General features: G+C 66.6%; 15 protein-coding genes and 1 pseudogene. 14 read left to right on the forward strand and 2 right to left on the reverse strand.

The window, feature by feature from the left end; genetic code table 11:
• The first annotated feature begins 109 nt into the window (after window positions 1-109).
• The 10 genes from E3O62_RS05295 to E3O62_RS05340 all read left to right on the forward strand — a co-directional run bounded on the left by E3O62_RS05295 (window position 110) and on the right by E3O62_RS05340 (window position 13,114).
• Window positions 110-1,039, forward strand: coding sequence for an ABC transporter permease (locus E3O62_RS05295; RefSeq protein WP_134393975.1), 930 nt, complete (start codon window positions 110-112; stop codon window positions 1,037-1,039).
• A complete protein-coding gene (locus E3O62_RS05300; protein ID WP_134393974.1) occupies window positions 1,029-1,976 on the forward strand; it encodes an ABC transporter permease in 948 nt (315 codons plus the stop codon). The genes E3O62_RS05295 and E3O62_RS05300 overlap by 11 nt, the downstream gene beginning before the upstream one ends.
• Window positions 1,973-3,721 carry an ABC transporter ATP-binding protein gene (locus tag E3O62_RS05305; protein ID WP_134393973.1) on the forward strand — a complete coding sequence of 583 codons (1,749 nt, stop codon included), beginning with the start codon at window positions 1,973-1,975 and terminating at the stop codon, window positions 3,719-3,721. Before E3O62_RS05300 ends, E3O62_RS05305 begins: the two co-directional genes overlap by 4 nt.
• Window positions 3,722-3,740: 19 nt before the next feature.
• The gene (locus tag E3O62_RS05310; RefSeq protein ID WP_134397779.1) at window positions 3,741-4,310 is read left to right on the forward strand and encodes a PH domain-containing protein; all 570 of its coding nucleotides are present in this window, start codon (window positions 3,741-3,743) and stop codon (window positions 4,308-4,310) included.
• A 282-nt stretch (window positions 4,311-4,592) separates the two neighbouring features.
• Window positions 4,593-5,576: an ABC transporter permease gene (locus E3O62_RS05315; protein ID WP_134397780.1), complete on the forward strand. Its 984-nt coding sequence runs from the start codon at window positions 4,593-4,595 to the stop codon at window positions 5,574-5,576.
• 1 nt (window position 5,577) lies between these two features.
• Entirely contained in the window at window positions 5,578-6,528 is a 951-nt protein-coding gene (locus tag E3O62_RS05320) for an ABC transporter permease (protein ID WP_134397781.1), read from the forward strand.
• A complete protein-coding gene (locus E3O62_RS05325) occupies window positions 6,521-8,734 on the forward strand; it encodes a dipeptide ABC transporter ATP-binding protein (protein ID WP_134397782.1) in 2,214 nt (737 codons plus the stop codon). The genes E3O62_RS05320 and E3O62_RS05325 overlap by 8 nt, the downstream gene beginning before the upstream one ends.
• Window positions 8,731-10,416 (forward strand): ABC transporter family substrate-binding protein, encoded by a 1,686-nt coding sequence (locus E3O62_RS05330; protein WP_134397783.1) that lies wholly within the window; start codon window positions 8,731-8,733, stop codon window positions 10,414-10,416. Before E3O62_RS05325 ends, E3O62_RS05330 begins: the two co-directional genes overlap by 4 nt.
• A 212-nt stretch (window positions 10,417-10,628) precedes the next feature.
• Window positions 10,629-12,539: a translational GTPase TypA gene (gene typA / locus E3O62_RS05335; RefSeq protein ID WP_134342334.1), complete on the forward strand. Its 1,911-nt coding sequence runs from the start codon at window positions 10,629-10,631 to the stop codon at window positions 12,537-12,539.
• Window positions 12,540-12,673: 134 nt separating this feature from the next.
• Entirely contained in the window at window positions 12,674-13,114 is a 441-nt protein-coding gene (locus E3O62_RS05340) for a hypothetical protein (protein WP_134397784.1), read from the forward strand.
• Window positions 13,115-13,267: 153 nt separating this feature from the next.
• Here the strand turns inward: E3O62_RS05340 and E3O62_RS05345 are convergent, their stop codons facing one another.
• Together E3O62_RS05345 and E3O62_RS17515 are read right to left on the reverse strand one after the other, a co-directional pair.
• On the reverse strand, window positions 13,268-13,414 hold the full coding sequence (locus E3O62_RS05345) for a hypothetical protein (RefSeq protein WP_370448888.1): 147 nt from the start codon (window positions 13,412-13,414) through the stop codon (window positions 13,268-13,270).
• 34 nt (window positions 13,415-13,448) lie between these two features.
• A pseudogene (locus tag E3O62_RS17515) lies at window positions 13,449-13,538 on the reverse strand (hypothetical protein); the annotation flags it as partial.
• Between the two features lie 50 nt (window positions 13,539-13,588).
• Between E3O62_RS17515 and E3O62_RS05350 the strand changes: the two are divergent.
• The 4 genes from E3O62_RS05350 (at window position 13,589) to E3O62_RS05365 (ending at window position 17,555) form a co-directional block, all read left to right on the forward strand.
• Window positions 13,589-14,572, forward strand: a complete 984-nt coding sequence (locus E3O62_RS05350; RefSeq protein ID WP_134397785.1) for a PIG-L deacetylase family protein — start codon at window positions 13,589-13,591, stop codon at window positions 14,570-14,572.
• Window positions 14,573-14,606: 34 nt separating this feature from the next.
• Entirely contained in the window at window positions 14,607-14,924 is a 318-nt protein-coding gene (gene fdxA, locus E3O62_RS05355; protein WP_134397786.1) for a ferredoxin, read from the forward strand.
• 7 nt (window positions 14,925-14,931) lie between these two features.
• Window positions 14,932-16,035, forward strand: coding sequence for a succinyldiaminopimelate transaminase (gene dapC / locus E3O62_RS05360; protein WP_304990538.1), 1,104 nt, complete (start codon window positions 14,932-14,934; stop codon window positions 16,033-16,035).
• A 239-nt stretch (window positions 16,036-16,274) separates the two neighbouring features.
• Window positions 16,275-17,555, forward strand: coding sequence for a citrate synthase (locus E3O62_RS05365; protein ID WP_369827911.1), 1,281 nt, complete (start codon window positions 16,275-16,277; stop codon window positions 17,553-17,555).
• Window positions 17,556-17,607 lie beyond the last annotated feature (52 nt).

The raw sequence follows: 17,607 nt of genomic DNA on the forward strand, positions 1-17,607 counted from the left end.
ATAGATAACACCTGTGGGGTTCGGGGCATACAGCCCCGGACCCCACACGTGACTAGACTCAACCAGTGATTGTGAATCTCATGTACATACGTTCCGGCTTGGGGACCTGATGATCTGGTATACCGGCAAACGCCTGCTCCAGATGATCCCGGTGTTTTTCGGTGCGACACTCCTGATCTACTTCATGGTGTTCTCTCTTCCCGGAGATCCCATCGCGGCCCTGTACGGCGATCGGCCCCCGGCTCCCGGGGTCGTCGAGCAGATCCGCGCCCAGTACAACCTGGACAAGCCGTTCATCGTGCAGTACTTCATCTACATCGGCAATTTCTTCCAGGGTGACCTGGGCACCACCTACTCCGGCCGCCCGGTCAGCGACGTGATGGCGAAGGCCTTCCCGATCACCGCCCGTCTGGCCCTGCTCGCGCTGGCCATAGAGGCCGTCTTCGGTATCCTCGTCGGCCTCGTCGCTGGGCTCCGCAAGGGCAAGCTCTTCGACACCAGCGCCCTCGTGGTCAGCCTCCTCCTGATCAGCGTCCCCACGTTCGTGATCGGTTTCGTGCTGCAGTACGTCTTCGCGGTGAAGCTCGGCTGGGCGCGCACCACGGTGAGCAGCGAAGCTCCCCTGAGTGAACTGCTGCTGCCGGCCCTTGTTCTGGCCTCCGTCTCCTTCGCCTACATTGTGCGGCTCACCCGGGCCAGTGTCTCCGACAACCTCAGCGCGGATTTCGTGCGCACCGCCACGGCGAAGGGGCTCTCCCGCCGCCGGGTGGTGGGCGTGCACGTGTTGCGCAACTCCCTGGTCCCGGTCGTAACCTTCCTCGGCGTCGACCTCGGCTCACTGATGGTCGGTGCCATCGTCACCGAGGGCATCTTCAACATCAACGGTGTCGGCGGCACCGTCTACAAGGCGATCAAGCTCGGCGAAGGACCCACCGTGGTGTCGTTCATCGCGGTGATGGTCGTGATCTTCGTGCTGGCCAACCTGCTCGTCGACCTCCTCTACGCAGCTCTGGACCCGAGGATTCGTTATGCCAAATAAGAACCCGAACGCGCAGACCCACTACGTGGCCGCGCTCGAAGAAACCCCGGTCGAAGCCGTCGACCGCCTCGATGAATCGCAGAAGGCCCGCAGCACCTGGGCGGATGCCTGGGACGCCATGCGGGTGCGGCCCACCTTCTGGATCTCTTCGGCCCTGATCCTCCTGATCGTCATCGTTGCCCTGTTCCCGAGCCTGTTCGCCCAGGTGTCGCCCACCGAGTGCGACCTCGGCGACAGCCACGACGGTCCGTCTGACGGACATCCGCTTGGCTACACCCGTCAGGGCTGCGACATCTACGCGCGAATCATCTTCGGCACGCAGGCCTCGGTCACCGTCGGCCTGCTCGCCACGATCCTGGTGACCTTCACGGGAATTATCGTCGGCGCGCTCGCCGGCTACTACGGCGGCGTGCTCGACGCGATCGTCTCCCGCATCGGCGACATCTTCTTCGCCGTCCCCACCGTGCTGGGCGCGATCGTGCTCATGTCGGTCCTGCCGGAGCGCACCCCCGTCACCATCGCACTCGTGCTGTCGCTTTTCGCCTGGCCTCAGATCGCGAGAATCATGCGCGGCGCGGTGCTCTCCGCCCGCAACTCGGACTACGTCACGGCGTCCGTCGCCCTGGGCGTCAGCAAATTCCGGATTCTGCTGCGGCACGTCGTGCCGAACTCGATCGCCCCCGTGATCGTGATCGCCACCGTCTCGCTGGGCACGTTCATCGTGGCCGAGGCCACCCTGTCGTTCCTCGGCATCGGCCTCCCGCCGGGCATCATGTCCTGGGGTAACGACATCGACGCGGCGAAGAGTTCGCTCCGCACCAACCCGCAGGTGCTGCTCTACCCCGCGGCGGCACTGTCCGTGACCGTTCTCGCGTTCCTCATGCTGGGCGACGTCGTGCGCGACGCCCTCGACCCCGAAGCGAGGGCCCGCCGATGAGCCAGACCGTCATCGAACCCATCGGCGAAAGCGTCGACGCTTCCACCGAGCCTCTGCTCCAGATCCGCGACCTCGAGGTCGGTTTTCAAACCCAGCATGGCCTCGTCCCCGCCGTGCGCGGGGTCAGTCTCACCCTGTACGCCGGTCAGACTCTGGCGATCGTGGGGGAGTCCGGCTCGGGCAAGACCACGACCGCGCAGGCCATCATCAAGCTCCTCGCCGGTACCGGCAAGATCACGGCCGGACAGATCCTGTTCGAGGGCCGCGACCTCGCCGGGCTGTCGGACAAACAGATGCAGGATGTGCGCGGTCGCCTGATCGGCTACGTGCCGCAGGACCCGATGAGCAACCTGAACCCCGTCTGGAACATCGGCTTCCAGGTCGAGGAGGCCATCAGGGCCAACAACGTGGCTCAGGGCAAGGCGGCGCGTCAGCGCACCATCCAGGTGCTGCAGGAGGCGGGCCTCAGCGACGCGGAGGACCGCCTCAAGCAGTTCCCGCACCAGTTCTCCGGCGGCATGCGCCAGCGCGTTCTGATCGGCATCGGCCTGTCCGCCCGGCCGAAGCTCCTGATCGCCGACGAGCCCACCTCTGCGCTTGACGTCACGGTGCAGCGTCAGATCCTGGACCACCTCGGCACCCTCACCCGCGACTACGGCACCTCGGTGCTGTTCATCACCCACGACCTCGGCCTCGCGGCCGAGCGGGCCGAACAGCTCGTCGTGATGTACAAGGGCAAGGTCGTCGAATCCGGGCCGTCGCTGGAGATCCTCGCCAACCCGCAGCATCCCTATACCCAGCGCCTTGTGGCCGCGGCTCCGAGCCTCGCGTCGCGTCGCATCCAGTCGGCCAAGAGCCAGGATGCGGACGACGTGGAGATCTTCTCCGGTGGATCGCTCGACACGACCCTCGTGGCCCGTGCGGCCGAGCGGGAGCAGGCGGCGGCGACGCAGGACCTGATCAAGGTGCAGAACATCTCCAAGATGTACCGCATCCGCACCAAGGGTCTGAGGTACAACGAGCTGCTGGCCGTCAACGACGTCTCCTTCGCCATCAAGAAGGGCACCACCACGGCGCTGGTCGGTGAATCCGGGTCGGGCAAGTCGACGGTGGCCAAGCTCATCCTGCAGTTGGAGAGCATCACCAGCGGGCAGATCGAATTCGACGGCCAGGATGTCGCCGGCCTCAAGGGTGCGGCGCTGCTCAAGTTCCGGCGTCGCGTTCAGCCGGTCTTCCAGGACCCGTACGGTTCCCTGGACCCGCAGTACAACGTGGGCAACACGATCGCGGAGCCCCTGCTGGCCCACAAGATCGGCAACGCCGCGGAGCGGCAGGCCCGCGTGCGCGAGTTGCTTGACCAGGTCTCCCTTCCCTGGGCCACCCGGTACCGGTACCCGAGCGAACTGTCCGGTGGGCAGCGCCAGCGCATCGCCGTGGCGCGCGCCCTGGCCCTCAAGCCGGACGTGCTCGTGCTCGACGAGGCGGTCTCCGCCCTCGACGTGCTCGTGCAGGGACAGATCCTCAACCTGCTCACCGAGCTGCAGACTGAACTGGGCCTGACCTACCTGTTCATCACGCACGACCTCGCGGTCGTGCGGCTCGTCGCCGACAACGTCTGCGTCATGCAGAAGGGCAAGATCGTCGAGACCGCGTCCACGGACGAGGTCTTCGACAGTCCCCGCGAGGCCTATACCCAGGAGCTGCTCGCGGCCATCCCCGGCGGCAACTTCCAGTTTGGCCGCTGACCGGGTTCCGGGGGGCGGGATGACCGTCCTCCGGTCACCCGCCTCGGTGGCGGTCTTCGCCGCCCTGGTTGTCCTCTGTGCCGCGCTGCTGGCCGACGCTGCCGTTCGCGGGCGCTGGGACACGGCGCTGGCCGCCGTGCCCGCCGTGGCGTTGATCGTCTGGGGCGCCTGGCTGGTCTTCGCGCGGCCCTGCCTGGAACTGAACCACCACGGGCTGTCCATCGTCAACGTGCTGAGCACGACCGAGGTGCCCTGGGGTGAGGTGGACGACATCGTGCTTCGGCACCAGGTCGTCGTGGTGACCCGGTCGGGCAAGCGTCTAGTGTGCTGGGGTGCGCCGTCCTCCACCCGGTCGGCGCTGGCGACTTCGCCGGCGACCTCACGGGCGGCCGGGCAAATACGGGAGTCCAGCGGGCGCATCAGCGGATCGGCCGCGCACCGGGCCATCCGCGGCTTCTGGGACCGGCACGAGGCTCCGCAGCGCGCCGGGGAGCGATTTGTGCGCCGCTGGCATCGACGCTCGTTCCTGGTCGGCGCCGTGCTCGTCCTCGGGCCGACCAGTCAGCTGGCGTGGTCGGTGCTGGCCTGAATTATCTGGTTGCGCCTGAGTCTTGCTCAATGACAGATCGTTTTCTTGCGCATTGTGCCCGCAAAGTTTCGAAACTGTTACAGTTTCCGTCTAAAAGTGCCCCAGACTGGCATCTGGGGCAGAGTCGCTTCACACAGGCATAGGCTCTCCCCTCGAGCACACGAGAACAGTTCCTTCCCCCGGTATCCCGGCGGGGGGAACGATGGGGGAGTTTTCATGGTTTGGAATTTTTGCACGCTGCTGGTCGCCGTTCCCGGTGCCCTGGTCTGATCCGCGGCCCCCATGGTCTTCTACATTTTCCGGCGCTTCGTCAACTATTTCTTCCTGTCGATGATCGCGACCTGCCTCGCGTACATCGTGTCCAGCCTGGCGCTCGACCCGGCGGCCAAATATTACGGCCGCAACCCGCAGCCGTCGCAGCAGACCATCGACAACATCCTGAACGGTCTCGGCGTCAACCCCGATGTGCCGGTGCTGCAGCGGCTCTGGGACTGGCTCGTCACCATCGTCGTGCACGGTTCGCTGGGCACCGGGGTCAACGGCGTCTCGATCGGCGACCAGATCATCTCCCGTGCCGGGGTCAGCCTGCGGTTGCTCCTGATCGGATCGCTGATCGGGGCCATCGTCGGGGTGACGCTCGGAGTCTGGGGTGCCGTGCGCCAGTACAAACTGAGCGACCAGGTCGTCACGTACGGCTCCTACCTGATCTTCGCCACCCCCACCTTCGTCGTCGGCGTGCTGCTGATGATCGGTGCTACGGCGCTGAACGGCGCGGTGGGCATGCAGCTGATCACCTTCACCGGGGAATACTCGGCCGGACTCACCGGCTCGTGGTGGGAACTCGCACTCGACCGCGGCATCCACCTGCTCCTGCCGACCATCGCCCTGGTGCTGATCGGGGCGGCGGGCTACTCGCGCTACCAGCGCAGCGTCATGCTCGACGTGCTGTCGGCCGACTTCATCCGCACCGCCCGGGCCAAGGGGCGGTCGCGCAATTCGGCCCTGGTGCGTCACGGGGTGCGCGTGGCCCTCATCCCCATGTCCACGTTCTTCGCCTACAGCTTCGGCACCCTGGTCTCGGGCTCGATCATGCTCGAGATCGTCTTCTCCTTTCACGGGATGGGGGAGTTCGCCCTCAACGCGATCAGCCAGAACGACATCAACGCGGTCGCCGGCACGACGCTGTTCGTGGCGATCCTGATCCTGTTCTCATCGACGCTCTCCGAAGTGCTCTACGCCGCGCTCGACCCGAGAGTGAGGAACTGAGATGTCCCTGGTCGAAGAAACCAACGCGGAACTGGGCACACCGCTCGTTCCGCTGCTGCCCGGCTCACCCGCCGCTCGGGCGGCGCGGCCAGCCCGGCCGCGCTCCCGCGGCCGCCTCATCTGGCGCCGACTCACCCAAACCTCCCGCTTCTGGGTCGGGGCGATCGCGATCGCGATCATCCTCGCCTGGGCGCTGCTCGGACCCGTGTTCTACCCGTTCGACGCCGTGCAGCGCGACCCGCTGAACATGGGCCTCGGGCCTACCCAGCTGCACTGGTTCGGAACCAACGGCATCGGCCAGGACCTCTACGCCCAGACCCTGGTCGGGTTGCAGAAATCGTTGGTCATCGGGCTCATCGCCGGCCCCCTCGGCACCATGATCGCCGCCGTCGTCGGCTCCGTCGCCGGCTACCTGGGAGGAGCAATCGACCGCGTGCTCGTCTGGTGCATCAACCTGCTTCTCGTGCTGCCGTCCTTCATCCTGCTCGTGATCCTGAGTCCGCTGTTCAAGGGCCTCTCCTGGGTGTTCCTCACTGTCTTCATCGCCGGCTTCAGCTGGATGATCATGGCGCAGGTGGTGCGGTCCCAGACCAGGTCGCTGCGTGACCGAGACTTCGTCAAGGCGTCCCGGTACATGGGTGTGCCCATGCACCGGATCCTCGGCCGGCACATCATCCCGAACGTGGCGTCGCTGCTGATCATCGACGCGACCCTCGGCGTGGTGGCGGCAATCCTGGCCGAGACCAGCCTGAGCTACTTCGGCTTCGGCATCCGCGCTCCCGACGTGTCCCTCGGCACGCTGCTGGCCGAGGGAACGAGCGCCGCCGTGACCCGGCCGTGGATGTTCGTCTTCCCGGCGGGTGTGCTCATCGTGACCCTGTTCGCCGTCAGCCTCATCGGCGACGCCCTGCGCGACGCCGTCGACCCAACCTCGGGAGTCAACCGTGACTAACCTTCTGACGAACGAGATCCCGGCCGACAAGCCGCGCACGGATGCCCCACTCCTGGAGGTCACGGACCTCTCGGTCACGTTTCCCCAGCGCGGCGGCCCGTCGGTCCAGGCAGTGCGCGGCATCAGCTACCAGGTGCACAGGGGCGAATTCCTCGGCATCGTGGGGGAGTCCGGCTCGGGGAAATCCGTGTCCTCGCTGGCGTTGATGGGGCTGCTGCCCAGTTCGGCGCAGGTCACCGGCAGCATCACGTTCGGCGGCCGGTCGCTGCTGGAGATGAATGACCGCCAGCTCTCCCGCATCCGTGGCCAGGAGATCTCGATGATTTTCCAGGATCCGCTGTCGGCGTTGACCCCGGTGTACACCGTGGGGGACCAGATCGCCGAGGCCCTGCTGCTGCACGATGCCGCGCTGAGCAAGCGCGCCGCCGCGGCCCGGGCGATCGAGCTGCTCCAGATCGTCGGCATCCCGGCGCCGGAACGGCGGGTCCGGGCGTTCCCGCACGAGTTCTCCGGCGGCATGCGCCAGCGCGCGATGATCGCCATGGCCATCGCCAACGACCCGCTGCTGATCATCGCCGACGAGCCGACGACGGCCCTGGACGTCACCATCCAGGCGCAGATCCTCGATGTGCTCGAGAAGGCAAAGTCCCTGACCGGTGCCGCCGTCGTTCTCATCACCCATGATTTGGGGGTGGTGGCCGGCCATGCCGACCGTCTCGCGGTGATGTACGCGGGCAAGCTCGTGGAGAACGGCACCACCGACGAAGTCTTCGCCTCCCCGCACATGCCCTACACGATCGGCCTGCTCCGCTCGGTGCCCAATATGCAGACGGCCGGCACCCAGCGGCTGGTCCCGCTCGAGGGCCGTCCGCCCTCGCTCACGGCGCTGCCGCGCGGCTGCCCGTTCGCGGCTCGGTGCCCGATCGCCGTCGACGCCTGCCTCGACACGGAACCGGTTCTTCGCAACCACGCAGAGGCCGCGCCCGGTGCGCCCGTGGTCGGCCCGGGCGAGGCCACCCACGTCGCCGCCTGCCACCGCTCGGCCGAGATCGCGGCCGGTGCGCTGACCCGCCCCGACATTTTTCCCCGGCCGGAACCGCTGGCCGCGGAGCACCAGGAGAAGAATCGCGACGCCCAGCCGGTCCTGAGAGTCACCGGCCTGGTTCGCCATTTCCCGCTCACCAAGGGCGGGGTGTTCTCCCGGCAGATCGGCACTGTGCGGGCGGTCGACGGGGTGTCGTTCTCGGTCCAGCCCGGCCAGACCCTGGGTCTGGTCGGCGAGTCCGGTTGCGGCAAGACGACGACCATCCTCGAGATCCTGGAGATGACGAGGCCGCAGGCGGGTCAGATCCTGGTCGATGGCCAGGATGTCGCCACGCTGGGTCGCGCCGACCTGCTTCGGTTGCGGAAGGACGTACAGATCGTCTTCCAGGACCCGATGGCCGCCCTTGACCCGCGGATGCCGATCGGTGACATCATCGCCGAGCCGCTCACCGTTCACGGCTTGAAGCCCGGGGCCCGGCGCGCCCGGGTCGCCGAGCTGCTCGACCTGGTCGGGCTCGACCCTGAGATGTCCGACCGCTATCCGCACGAGTTCTCCGGCGGCCAGCGGCAGCGGGTCGGGATCGCCCGCGCCCTCGCCACGAACCCCCGGCTCGTCGTGCTCGACGAACCGGTGTCCGCGCTCGACGTGTCCATCCAGGCCGGGGTCATCAACCTGCTCGAGGACCTCAAGGAACAGCTCAACCTCTCCTACCTGTTCGTGGCGCACGATCTGGCCATCGTGCGCCAGATCGCCGACACCGTCGCCGTCATGTACCTGGGCCGGATCGTCGAGTACGGGCCGGTGGCCGAGGTCTTCGCGCACCCGCGGCATCCGTACACCCAGGCGCTGATCTCGGCGGCCCCGATCCCGGACCCCGTGATCGAGCGCAGCCGAACGCGGATGCTGCTGGAGGGTGACCTACCCAGCCCGACGGAGCAGATCGACGGCTGCAATTTTCGCAGCCGCTGCCCGATCTACACCCTGCTCCCGCCGCAGAAGAAGGCGATCTGCGAGAGCATCGACCCGCTGCTCGCCCTGACCGGCACGGTGGAGACGGCCTGCCACCACGTGGAGCACAGCGCTCTCCTCACCGCGGCCGTCCAGCCCCCAACCTCCCTGACCAGAAATAGTTCCCACCAAGAAAAGGAGAATCACACATGAAACGGAAAAGTACTGTTTTTGCAGCCCTCGCCGTTCTGAGTGCGTCCGCCCTGTTGCTCACGGCGTGCGCTCCCGGAAACACCGCAGAGGACTCGCCCGAAGCGAGCGAGAGCACGGTCCTTCCCACCACTGCGTGGGAGATCGCCGCCGCTGCGGACGTGCAGGATGGCGGAACGCTCAACCTCTCCATCGGGTCTCTGCCCTCGAACTGGAACATCTACCAAGTCGACGGCAACGAGGCCGACACTGTCACCACCGTGGCACCGACCACCGGCGGCCCGATCCGGGTCGCGGCCGATGGAACCAGCACGGTCGACCCGAACTACGCCACCAGCGTCGAGGTGGTCAGCGACGATCCTCAGGTCATCGAGATCAAGCTCAACCCGACCGCGGTCTGGGAAGACGGCACCCCGATCACGTATAAGGACTACGTGGCCACCTGGACGGCCATGAACGGCACCAACGCGGAGTATTCCCCGGCCTCCACGGCCATCTTCGACCAGATCAGCGCGATCGAATCCACCGGAACCGACTTCGATTTCACGGTCACGTTTGACTCGATCAACGCCGACTGGGCATCGATCTTCACGAGCGTGCTGCCGGCCAGCGTCACGTCCACTCCTGAGGCCTTTAACACCGGCTACGTCACCACGCCGGTGCCTTCCTCCGGTCCATTCGTCATCTCCAACATCGACGCCACCGGCCAGGTCGTCACGCTGACCCGCAACCCGCTGTGGTGGGGCGAGGCAGCCAAGCTCGAGACCATCATCGTCAAGGTCATCAGCGGCGCATCGGCGGCCACGTCGTTCGGCAACTCCGAAACCGACGTGCTCTACATCTCGTCGAACGCCGACGCCTACCAGACGGCGGAGAAGCGCGCGGATGCCGAGATCCAGGCATCCGGTGGCCTCACCTGGACCCACGTCACCATGAACGGCGCGAAGGGCCCGCTCGCGGACGTCGAACTGCGGCGCGCCATCGGCCACGCCGTCAACCGCGGTCTCATCTCCGAGTCGGCCAACACGCCGGTGGGCGTCGACGCCACCACCCAGGGCAGCTTCATCTTCATGCCGGGTCAAAAGGGATATGAAGACAACGTGGGCGACGCAATCGGCTACGACGTGGCCGCGGCCGAGAAACTCCTCGACGACGCCGGCTACAGCGCCGGGGACGACGGAATGCGCGAGAAGGACGGCACGGCTCTCGAGCTGTCCATCACCGTGCCGGCGGACACCCCCACGAACAAGCAGCGTGCCATGCAGGTGCAAGCTGACCTCAAGGAGGTCGGCATCGCCGTCGAGCTGAACGAGGTTCCCGCCGCGAAGTACTTCTCGGACTACATCATCCCGGGCGATTTCGAGATGACCAGCTTCTCCTGGGTCGGCACTCCGTGGCCGATCTCCTCGAGCGAGGCGCTGTTCTCCCCGGTGGACTCCGAGTCGAACTTCACCGGAATCACTGACGAGAAGCTCTCCGCTCTCTTCGACGAGGCCAACACGGAGCTCGACGCCGACAAGCGCATCGTCATCGCCAACGAGATCGACACGGTCCTCGCCGCGTATGTGCCGATCATCCCGATCGCGCCGCTGCCGAACGTGTACGCCGTGAAGTCCGGCCTCGTCAACTACGGGGCCACCCAGTTCGAAACGGTCGACTGGTCCATCGTCGGCTGGAAGAAGTAGGCGGGCACACCCGCAACACAGCACGGAGGACGGGACGGGGACTTCAGCCCCGCCCCGTTTTTCGTGCCGCGAGTCGGGATCCGAGGGACTCTCAGCCCCCGGACGGGGAGAGTGCGGTAGGATTGTCCGTTGGGTCGGACTTTGACCACACACATCCATTCTTCGTCGCATGCGGTACTTTGCGGCATCCATTCTTCGTAAGGATTTACTTCATGGCGATTGCCACGCGCAATAACCTCCGAAATGTCGCGATCGTAGCCCACGTTGACCACGGCAAGACCACGCTGGTCGACGCGATGCTCCAGCAGACCAACTCGTTCGCCGAGCACTCACACACCGAAGAGCGCGCCATGGACTCGAACGAGCTCGAGCGCGAAAAAGGCATCACCATCCTCGCCAAGAACACGGCGATCTCCTACAAGGGCATCCACGCCAAGGATGGCCCCATCACCATCAACGTGATCGACACCCCCGGCCACGCCGACTTCGGTGGCGAGGTCGAGCGCGGCCTGTCCATGGTCGACGGTGTCGTGCTCCTCGTCGACGCCAGCGAGGGCCCGCTGCCGCAGACCCGCTTCGTTCTGCGCAAGGCGCTCGAAGCGCACCTGCCCGTTATCCTCCTGGTCAACAAGACCGACCGTCCCGATGCTCGCATCGACGAGGTCGTCGAGGAAAGCCAGGACCTGCTCCTCGGCCTCGCCAGCGACATGGCCGACGATGTGCCCGACCTCGACCTCGACCTGGTTCTGAACGTGCCCGTCGTCTACGCGTCCGGCCGTAACGGGTCCGCCAGCCTCAACCGTCCCGAGAACGGCCAGCTGCCCGACAACGAAGACCTCGAGCCGCTCTTCGCAGCGATCCTCGAGCACATTCCGGCACCGGTCTACGACGATCAGCACCCGCTGCAGGCCTGGGTCACCAACCTCGACTCCTCGCCGTTCCTCGGCCGTCTCGCACTGTTGCGCATCTTCCAGGGCACCATCAAGAAGGGCCAGACGGTCGCCTGGATCAAGCACGACGGCACCATCGCAAACGTGCGTGTCACCGAGCTCATGATCACCAAGGCGCTCGACCGCTACCCAACCGAGAGCGCCGGCCCCGGCGACATCGTCGCCGTCGCCGGATTCGCCGACATCACCATCGGTGAGACCCTGGCCGACCCAGAGGACCCGCGCCCGCTGCCGACCATCACGGTCGACGACCCGGCCATCTCGATGACGATCGGCACCAACACCTCGCCGCTCATCGGCAAGGTCAAGGGCCACAAGCTCACCGCCCGCATGGTCAAGGACCGTCTCGACAAGGAGCTCGTCGGCAACGTCTCGCTCCGCGTTATCGACATCGGACGCCCGGATGCCTGGGAAGTCCAGGGCCGAGGTGAACTCGCCCTCGCCATCCTGGTGGAGCAGATGCGACGCGAGGGCTTCGAGCTCACCGTCGGCAAGCCGCAGGTTGTCGTCAAGCGCGTCGACGGCAAGATCCACGAGCCGTACGAGCACCTCACCATCGACTCGCCGGAAGAGTACCTCGGCGCGATCACCCAGCTGCTCGCCGCCCGCAAGGGACGCATGGAGAACATGGCGAACCACGGCACCGGCTGGGTCCGGATGGAATTCATCGTTCCGTCGCGTGGCCTGATCGGATTCCGCACCGAGTTCCTCACGGACACCCGCGGCACCGGTATCGCCAACGCCATCTTCCACGGCTACGAGGCCTGGGCCGGCACGATCACCACTCGTACCAACGGCTCGATCGTCGCCGACCGGTCCGGCGTGGTCACGCCGTTCGCGATCATCGCTCTGCAGGAGCGCATGTCGTTCTTTGTCAACCCGACCGAAGAGGTCTATGAGGGCATGGTCATCGGCGAGAACTCGCGCGCCGACGACATGGACGTGAACATCACCAAGGAGAAGAAACTGACCAATATGCGTCAGTCCACCTCCGACACGTTCGAGTCGATGACCCCGTCCAAGCAGCTCACACTCGAGCAGTGCCTCGAGTTCGCCCGTGAAGACGAATGCGTCGAGGTCACCCCGGCCGTCGTGCGCATCCGCAAGGTCGAGTTGGCCGCCTCGGCACGTCAGCGCAACGTCTCGCGGCTGAAGAAGCAGGACGCGAACTAACCGTCGCCACCGTGCGGCTGAGCAGCCGCGACGAGCGAAACCGTAGGGGTGTGGTTATGGTTTTCCATAGCGCTGCCCCTGCGGTTTCGTGCTTTCACGCACGTGCACGTTTGAACCGACGAATGGGATTCCTGATGAAGTTGAACCGTGTACGTGTGCTAGCCGTGACCCTGGCCGTTGCGGGCGTGGCCCTGCTGTCAGGATGCTCCGGCGAGGCCGTCGGCTCCGCGATCGACGGCGCGGTGAACGGGGCAACCGGAGGTGATGTCAGCCTGGGCGGGCAGCTGCCCGAGGGCTGGCCGGAGGAGATCCCCGTGATCGACGGGGATCTCGGTTTCGGGGCATCGAACACCGCGGACGCCGACCGGGGCTGGGTCGTCACCGTCACCACCAGCGCCGCGGACCCGCTGGCCGACGCCACGGCGATGCTCGAGGCTATCGGCTTCAGCGCCGACAACGCCGCCACCGCGAACGTCGGCGGTGCCGGCGTCGCGGCCCTGACAAACGAGACTTGGTCGGTGGTCGTCGCCGGCACCCCCGAGGGTGTGCTCTACACGGTGTCCCCGGCCGCCTAGCTGAGAACCAATTCGACGGAGGTTCTGTCGGAGAACGACTGCTGTGTTGGGCCTGGGGGCGGTCCAAGCACAATCTCCGTCGCATTCGTTCGGGCCGGAGTCGCTGCACCGCGTCAGGCCGACCGAAACGCAGGCTCACTCAGCAGCGGGGGATCAGGCGAAGAGGGCCGATGCGACGTGGCGGATGTATTCGTTCAGAGCATCGTGCCGTGTCAGGCGCACCTGCGCTGCCGCGCCGATCAGCGGCAGGTCTACCCGGCCGGTGAGGGCGAAGTTCCGGGGCGGTGAACTCCGTGCCACCCGACAACGGGGCACCCTCGCCCGTGTTGCGGCCGAACACGGCCTCCTGCTCGCGCAGGATGGTGCGGTCCCAGGCCTCGGTCGTGACTCCAGCTTCGGTTCTGCGATCGTGTCCAGCTATCATTCATGCGTGGGTGTCCGCCCGTCCCAACTCCGTGGAGCTCAGCAATGGTCATGTCCGGCAGCGCAGAACGAGTCGTGTTCGTGCACGACCGGCCCGGTCAGGAATCCCTTCTGACCGGTGGAACCATCGCCCGGCTGCGGTCAGACGATGCCGAGGTCGTCGTTCTGTTCGGCTCCACTGACTTCCACTCCGCGGACGACTCCGACGTGCGTGCAGCCATGGCGGCGCTCGACGTAAGCGACTGGCGGATGCTGCCCGCGGCATCCGGGGCGCAGTCACTGGCCGAGGCCGTCGCCGACGTGCTCGCGGACGTGCACGCCACCGCGGTCGTGGTCGGCGCCGACGATGACACCCTCCGCCGGGCGGCCGCCGGGGCCGCCGACAGCCTGAATGTGCCGGTATTCGAGCATCGGCAGGTGACGGATGCCGTCGGCCAGCGGCTGGTCGCGATCGATGTGAGCGGCCAGGTCGACCAGAAGCTGCGCGCCCTCGCCGCGTATCCGCGCCGCTGGAGCGTCACCGACCACACCGTCGTGCCGGCCGAGTCGGTGGCCGCGGCCGACCCGATCGACCCGGCGGACCGCCCGGTCACGATCGGTGGCACCGAGACCTTCCTGCGGCTGCCCCCGGCGCACGCTCCCGACCCGGGCGCGACCCCCGGGCTGCTCAGCCGCGGCCTGGCCGCGGTCGTCGCCCTCCTGACCGGGGCCGTCTTCGGCGTGCTCGGCACGATCGCGCACCAGGCCACCCTCCCGATCGGGCCCGTGACGATCCCGATCGGGCTGATCCTGGCCCTGGCCGGAATCATGACGCTCCTGGCAGGTCTCCGACTGATGCTGGGGAACCGCCTGGTCGTCTTTTCCTGCGCGATCGGCCTCCTCGGCACGATCTTCATCCTGTCTCTGCGCAGCGCCGGCGGCTCGGTCCTGGTCCCCGAGGGGATTCCGGGTTTGCTCTGGACCGTCGTACCGACCCTGGTGGCAACGATCGTGCTGGCCTGGCCACGAATCCCTGCCCGTCCGGGTCTGGCATAGACTAGATATTCGCTCGTGAAGGGAGCCCTCCAACGTGACATACGTCATCGCTCTGCCGTGCGTCGACGTGAAGGACCGTGCCTGCGTCGACGAATGCCCGGTCGACTGCATCTACGAGGGTGACCGCTCGCTCTACATCCACCCCGACGAGTGCGTCGACTGCGGTGCCTGCGAACCGGTCTGCCCGGTCGAGGCCATCTACTACGAGGACGATGTTCCCGAGCAGTGGGCCGAGTATTACACAGCCAACGTCGAGTTCTTCGACGACATCGGCTCGCCCGGCGGGGCCGCCAAGGTCGGCGTGATCCATAAGGACCACCCCATCATTGCCGTGCTGCCTCCCCAGGTCTGATTCAGCCGTGCTGAAGCCGCTCCCCGACTACCCGTGGGACCAGATGGTCCCCTTCGCCGCCCGGGCCCGGGACCATGCGGGCGGCATCGTCGATCTGTCGATCGGTTCACCGGTGGACCCGACGCCCGAGGTCATCCGTCGAGCGCTGGCCCGGGCCACCGACGCCCACTCGTACCCGCAGACCGCCGGCACGCCGGAGCTGCAGCGGGCGATCATCGACTGGTACGAGCGCCGGCGCGGGGTCACCGGTCTCACCGAGAAGAACGTGCTGCCGACCATCGGGTCGAAGGAGATGGTGGCCCTGCTGCCCTTCATGCTCGGGTTCGGTGCGGGCGACACCATCGTGCATCCGCTTGCCGCATACCCGACGTACAGTATCGGTGCGGCCATGGCCGGAGCGGACGCCCTCGCCGCCGACGACCCCGCCGACTGGCCCGAGACGACGAAGCTGGTATGGCTGAACAGCCCGGGCAACCCGGATGGCCGGGTTCTCTCGGTCGATGCGCTGCGCACGGCCGTCGCGCGCGCCCGGGAACTCGGCGCGGTGATCGTCTCCGACGAGTGCTACGCCGAGCTCGGCTGGACCGACGGCTGGGACGCCCGGCCGACCCCGAGCATCCTGGACCCCCGCGTCATCGGGCAGGACCGGCACAATGTGCTTGCGCTCTACTCCCTGAGCAAGCAGTCGAACATGGCCGGCTACCGCGGCGCGTTTGCGGCCGGCTGCGCGGACCTGCTCGCCCGGGTGCTGACCGTGCGCAAGCACGCCGGCCTCATGCTTCCCGCGCCGCTGCAAGCCGCCATGGTGGCCGCGCTCGGCGACGACGAGCACGTCATCGTGCAGCGTCGGCGCTATCAGGCGCGCCGCGAGGTGCTGTTGCCCGCACTGGTGGCGGCGGGCTTCCAGATCACCCGCAGTGAGGCCGGGCTTTACCTCTGGGCGACCGAGGGGCGCCCCGCCTGGGAATCGATCGGGCGGCTCGCCGAGCGGGGTATCCTCGCCGGACCCGGTCCGTTCTACGGCGACGGCTGCCCGAGACACGTGCGCTTCTCCCTTACCGCCACGGACGAACGCATCGCGGCGGCTGCGACTCGGTTGCGCGCTGGCTGATGCCCCATTTTCAGGAGTTGTCAACTCTCTCCAATGAAGAGTGGACATTCTTGGCGGATGCAACAGTAGGCGGTTGCGGCCATTAGGCTGTATCAGCGTTGACGTCTCCAGACACATCGGTGTGCTGTGGCCCATCGCCACAGACGGTCAGCCACCAGACGGTTAGGTAGTGATATTCAGTGACACTCAGTCAGACCCAGGGAGCCGCCGTGAGCGACATCGCCGAGCGAACGCCATCCATCGAACCCAAGCAGGCGACACTGTCGTTCCCCGGCGGATCCGCCGAGTTCCCGATCGTGCGCGGCACGGCAGGCGCCTCCGGCATCGACATCTCGACGCTGACCCGCAAATCGGGTCTGATCACCCTCGACTCCGGGTTTGTGAACACCGCCGCCACGCGGTCGGCGATCACGTTCATCGACGGCGAGAAGGGCATCCTGCGCTACCGGGGCTATCCGATCGAGCAGATCGCCCAGAACTCCAACTTCCTCGAGACCGCCTGGCTGCTGATTTACGGTTCCCTTCCTAGCGCGAGCGAACTCGAAGCCTTCGACACGCGCATCCGTCGGCACACCCTGCTGCACGAAGACCTGCGCCGCCTCTTCGACGTGCTGCCGTACAACGCTCACCCGATGGCCGTGCTCTCCGCCGGCACCTCGGCGCTGGCCGCGTACTACCAGGATGCGCTCGAGCCCAACGACCCGGAGCAGGTCGAGCTGGCCACCGTGCACCTGCTCGCCAAGCTGCCCGTGATGGCGGCGTACGCCTACAAGAAGAGCATCGGCCAGGCATTCCTGTATCCCGACAACTCGCTCGGCTACGTGGACAACTTCCTGCGGCTGATCTTCGGCACGCTCGCCGAGCCCTACGAGGTGAACCCGGTCGTCAGTAAGGCCCTCGAGCGCCTGCTGATGCTGCACGAAGACCACGAGCAGAACGCGTCGACCTCGACCGTTCGCCTGGTCGGCTCCACTGAGGCGAACCTGTTCGCGTCGGTCTCCGCGGGCATCAACGCGCTCTCCGGGCCTCTGCACGGCGGCGCTAACGAGGCCGTGCTCAAGATGCTCGGCGAGATCAAGGCATCCGGCGAAGGCGTCGAGAAGTTCGTTGAACGGGTCAAGAACAAGGAACAGGGCGTTCGTCTGATGGGCTTCGGCCACCGGGTGTACAAGAACTACGACCCGCGGGCAACCCTGGTCAAGGAGAGCGCCGACGAGGTGCTCGCCGCACTGGGCGTCAAGGACGACCTGCTGGACATCGCCAAGGAACTCGAGCACATCGCGCTCAACGACGACTACTTCCGGGAGCGCAAGCTCTACCCGAACGTGGACTTCTACACCGGCGTCATTTACAAGGCGATGGGCTTCCCGACCAGCATGTTCACGGTGCTCTTCGCGATCGGCCGGCTGCCCGGCTGGGTGGCGCACTGGCGCGAGATGAACGAGGACCCCACGACCAAGATCGGTCGCCCACAACAGCTCTACATCGGGTCGCCGGCCCGCGATTTCCCGCGCCGCTAGCCCGAGTGCGGCGTGGTGCGGCGCCGCTGCGCTGGGTGTCGTGCCGCTTGCC

Source organism: Cryobacterium sp. TMT2-15-1 (assembly GCF_004402345.1).
In the GTDB taxonomy this organism is placed as follows: Bacteria; Actinomycetota; Actinomycetes; order Actinomycetales; family Microbacteriaceae; genus Cryobacterium; species Cryobacterium sandaracinum.

Coding starts and splice junctions, on each gene's coding strand:
- E3O62_RS05295 (WP_134393975.1), top strand. CDS start 110: ATGATCTGGTATACCGGCAAACGCCTGCTCCAGATGATCCCGGTGTTT.
- E3O62_RS05300 (WP_134393974.1), top strand. CDS start 1,029: ATGCCAAATAAGAACCCGAACGCGCAGACCCACTACGTGGCCGCGCTC.
- E3O62_RS05305 (WP_134393973.1), top strand. CDS start 1,973: ATGAGCCAGACCGTCATCGAACCCATCGGCGAAAGCGTCGACGCTTCC.
- E3O62_RS05310 (WP_134397779.1), top strand. CDS start 3,741: ATGACCGTCCTCCGGTCACCCGCCTCGGTGGCGGTCTTCGCCGCCCTG.
- E3O62_RS05315 (WP_134397780.1), top strand. CDS start 4,593: ATGGTCTTCTACATTTTCCGGCGCTTCGTCAACTATTTCTTCCTGTCG.
- E3O62_RS05320 (WP_134397781.1), top strand. CDS start 5,578: ATGTCCCTGGTCGAAGAAACCAACGCGGAACTGGGCACACCGCTCGTT.
- E3O62_RS05330 (WP_134397783.1), top strand. CDS start 8,731: ATGAAACGGAAAAGTACTGTTTTTGCAGCCCTCGCCGTTCTGAGTGCG.
- typA (WP_134342334.1), top strand. CDS start 10,629: ATGGCGATTGCCACGCGCAATAACCTCCGAAATGTCGCGATCGTAGCC.
- E3O62_RS05340 (WP_134397784.1), top strand. CDS start 12,674: ATGAAGTTGAACCGTGTACGTGTGCTAGCCGTGACCCTGGCCGTTGCG.
- E3O62_RS05350 (WP_134397785.1), top strand. CDS start 13,589: ATGTCCGGCAGCGCAGAACGAGTCGTGTTCGTGCACGACCGGCCCGGT.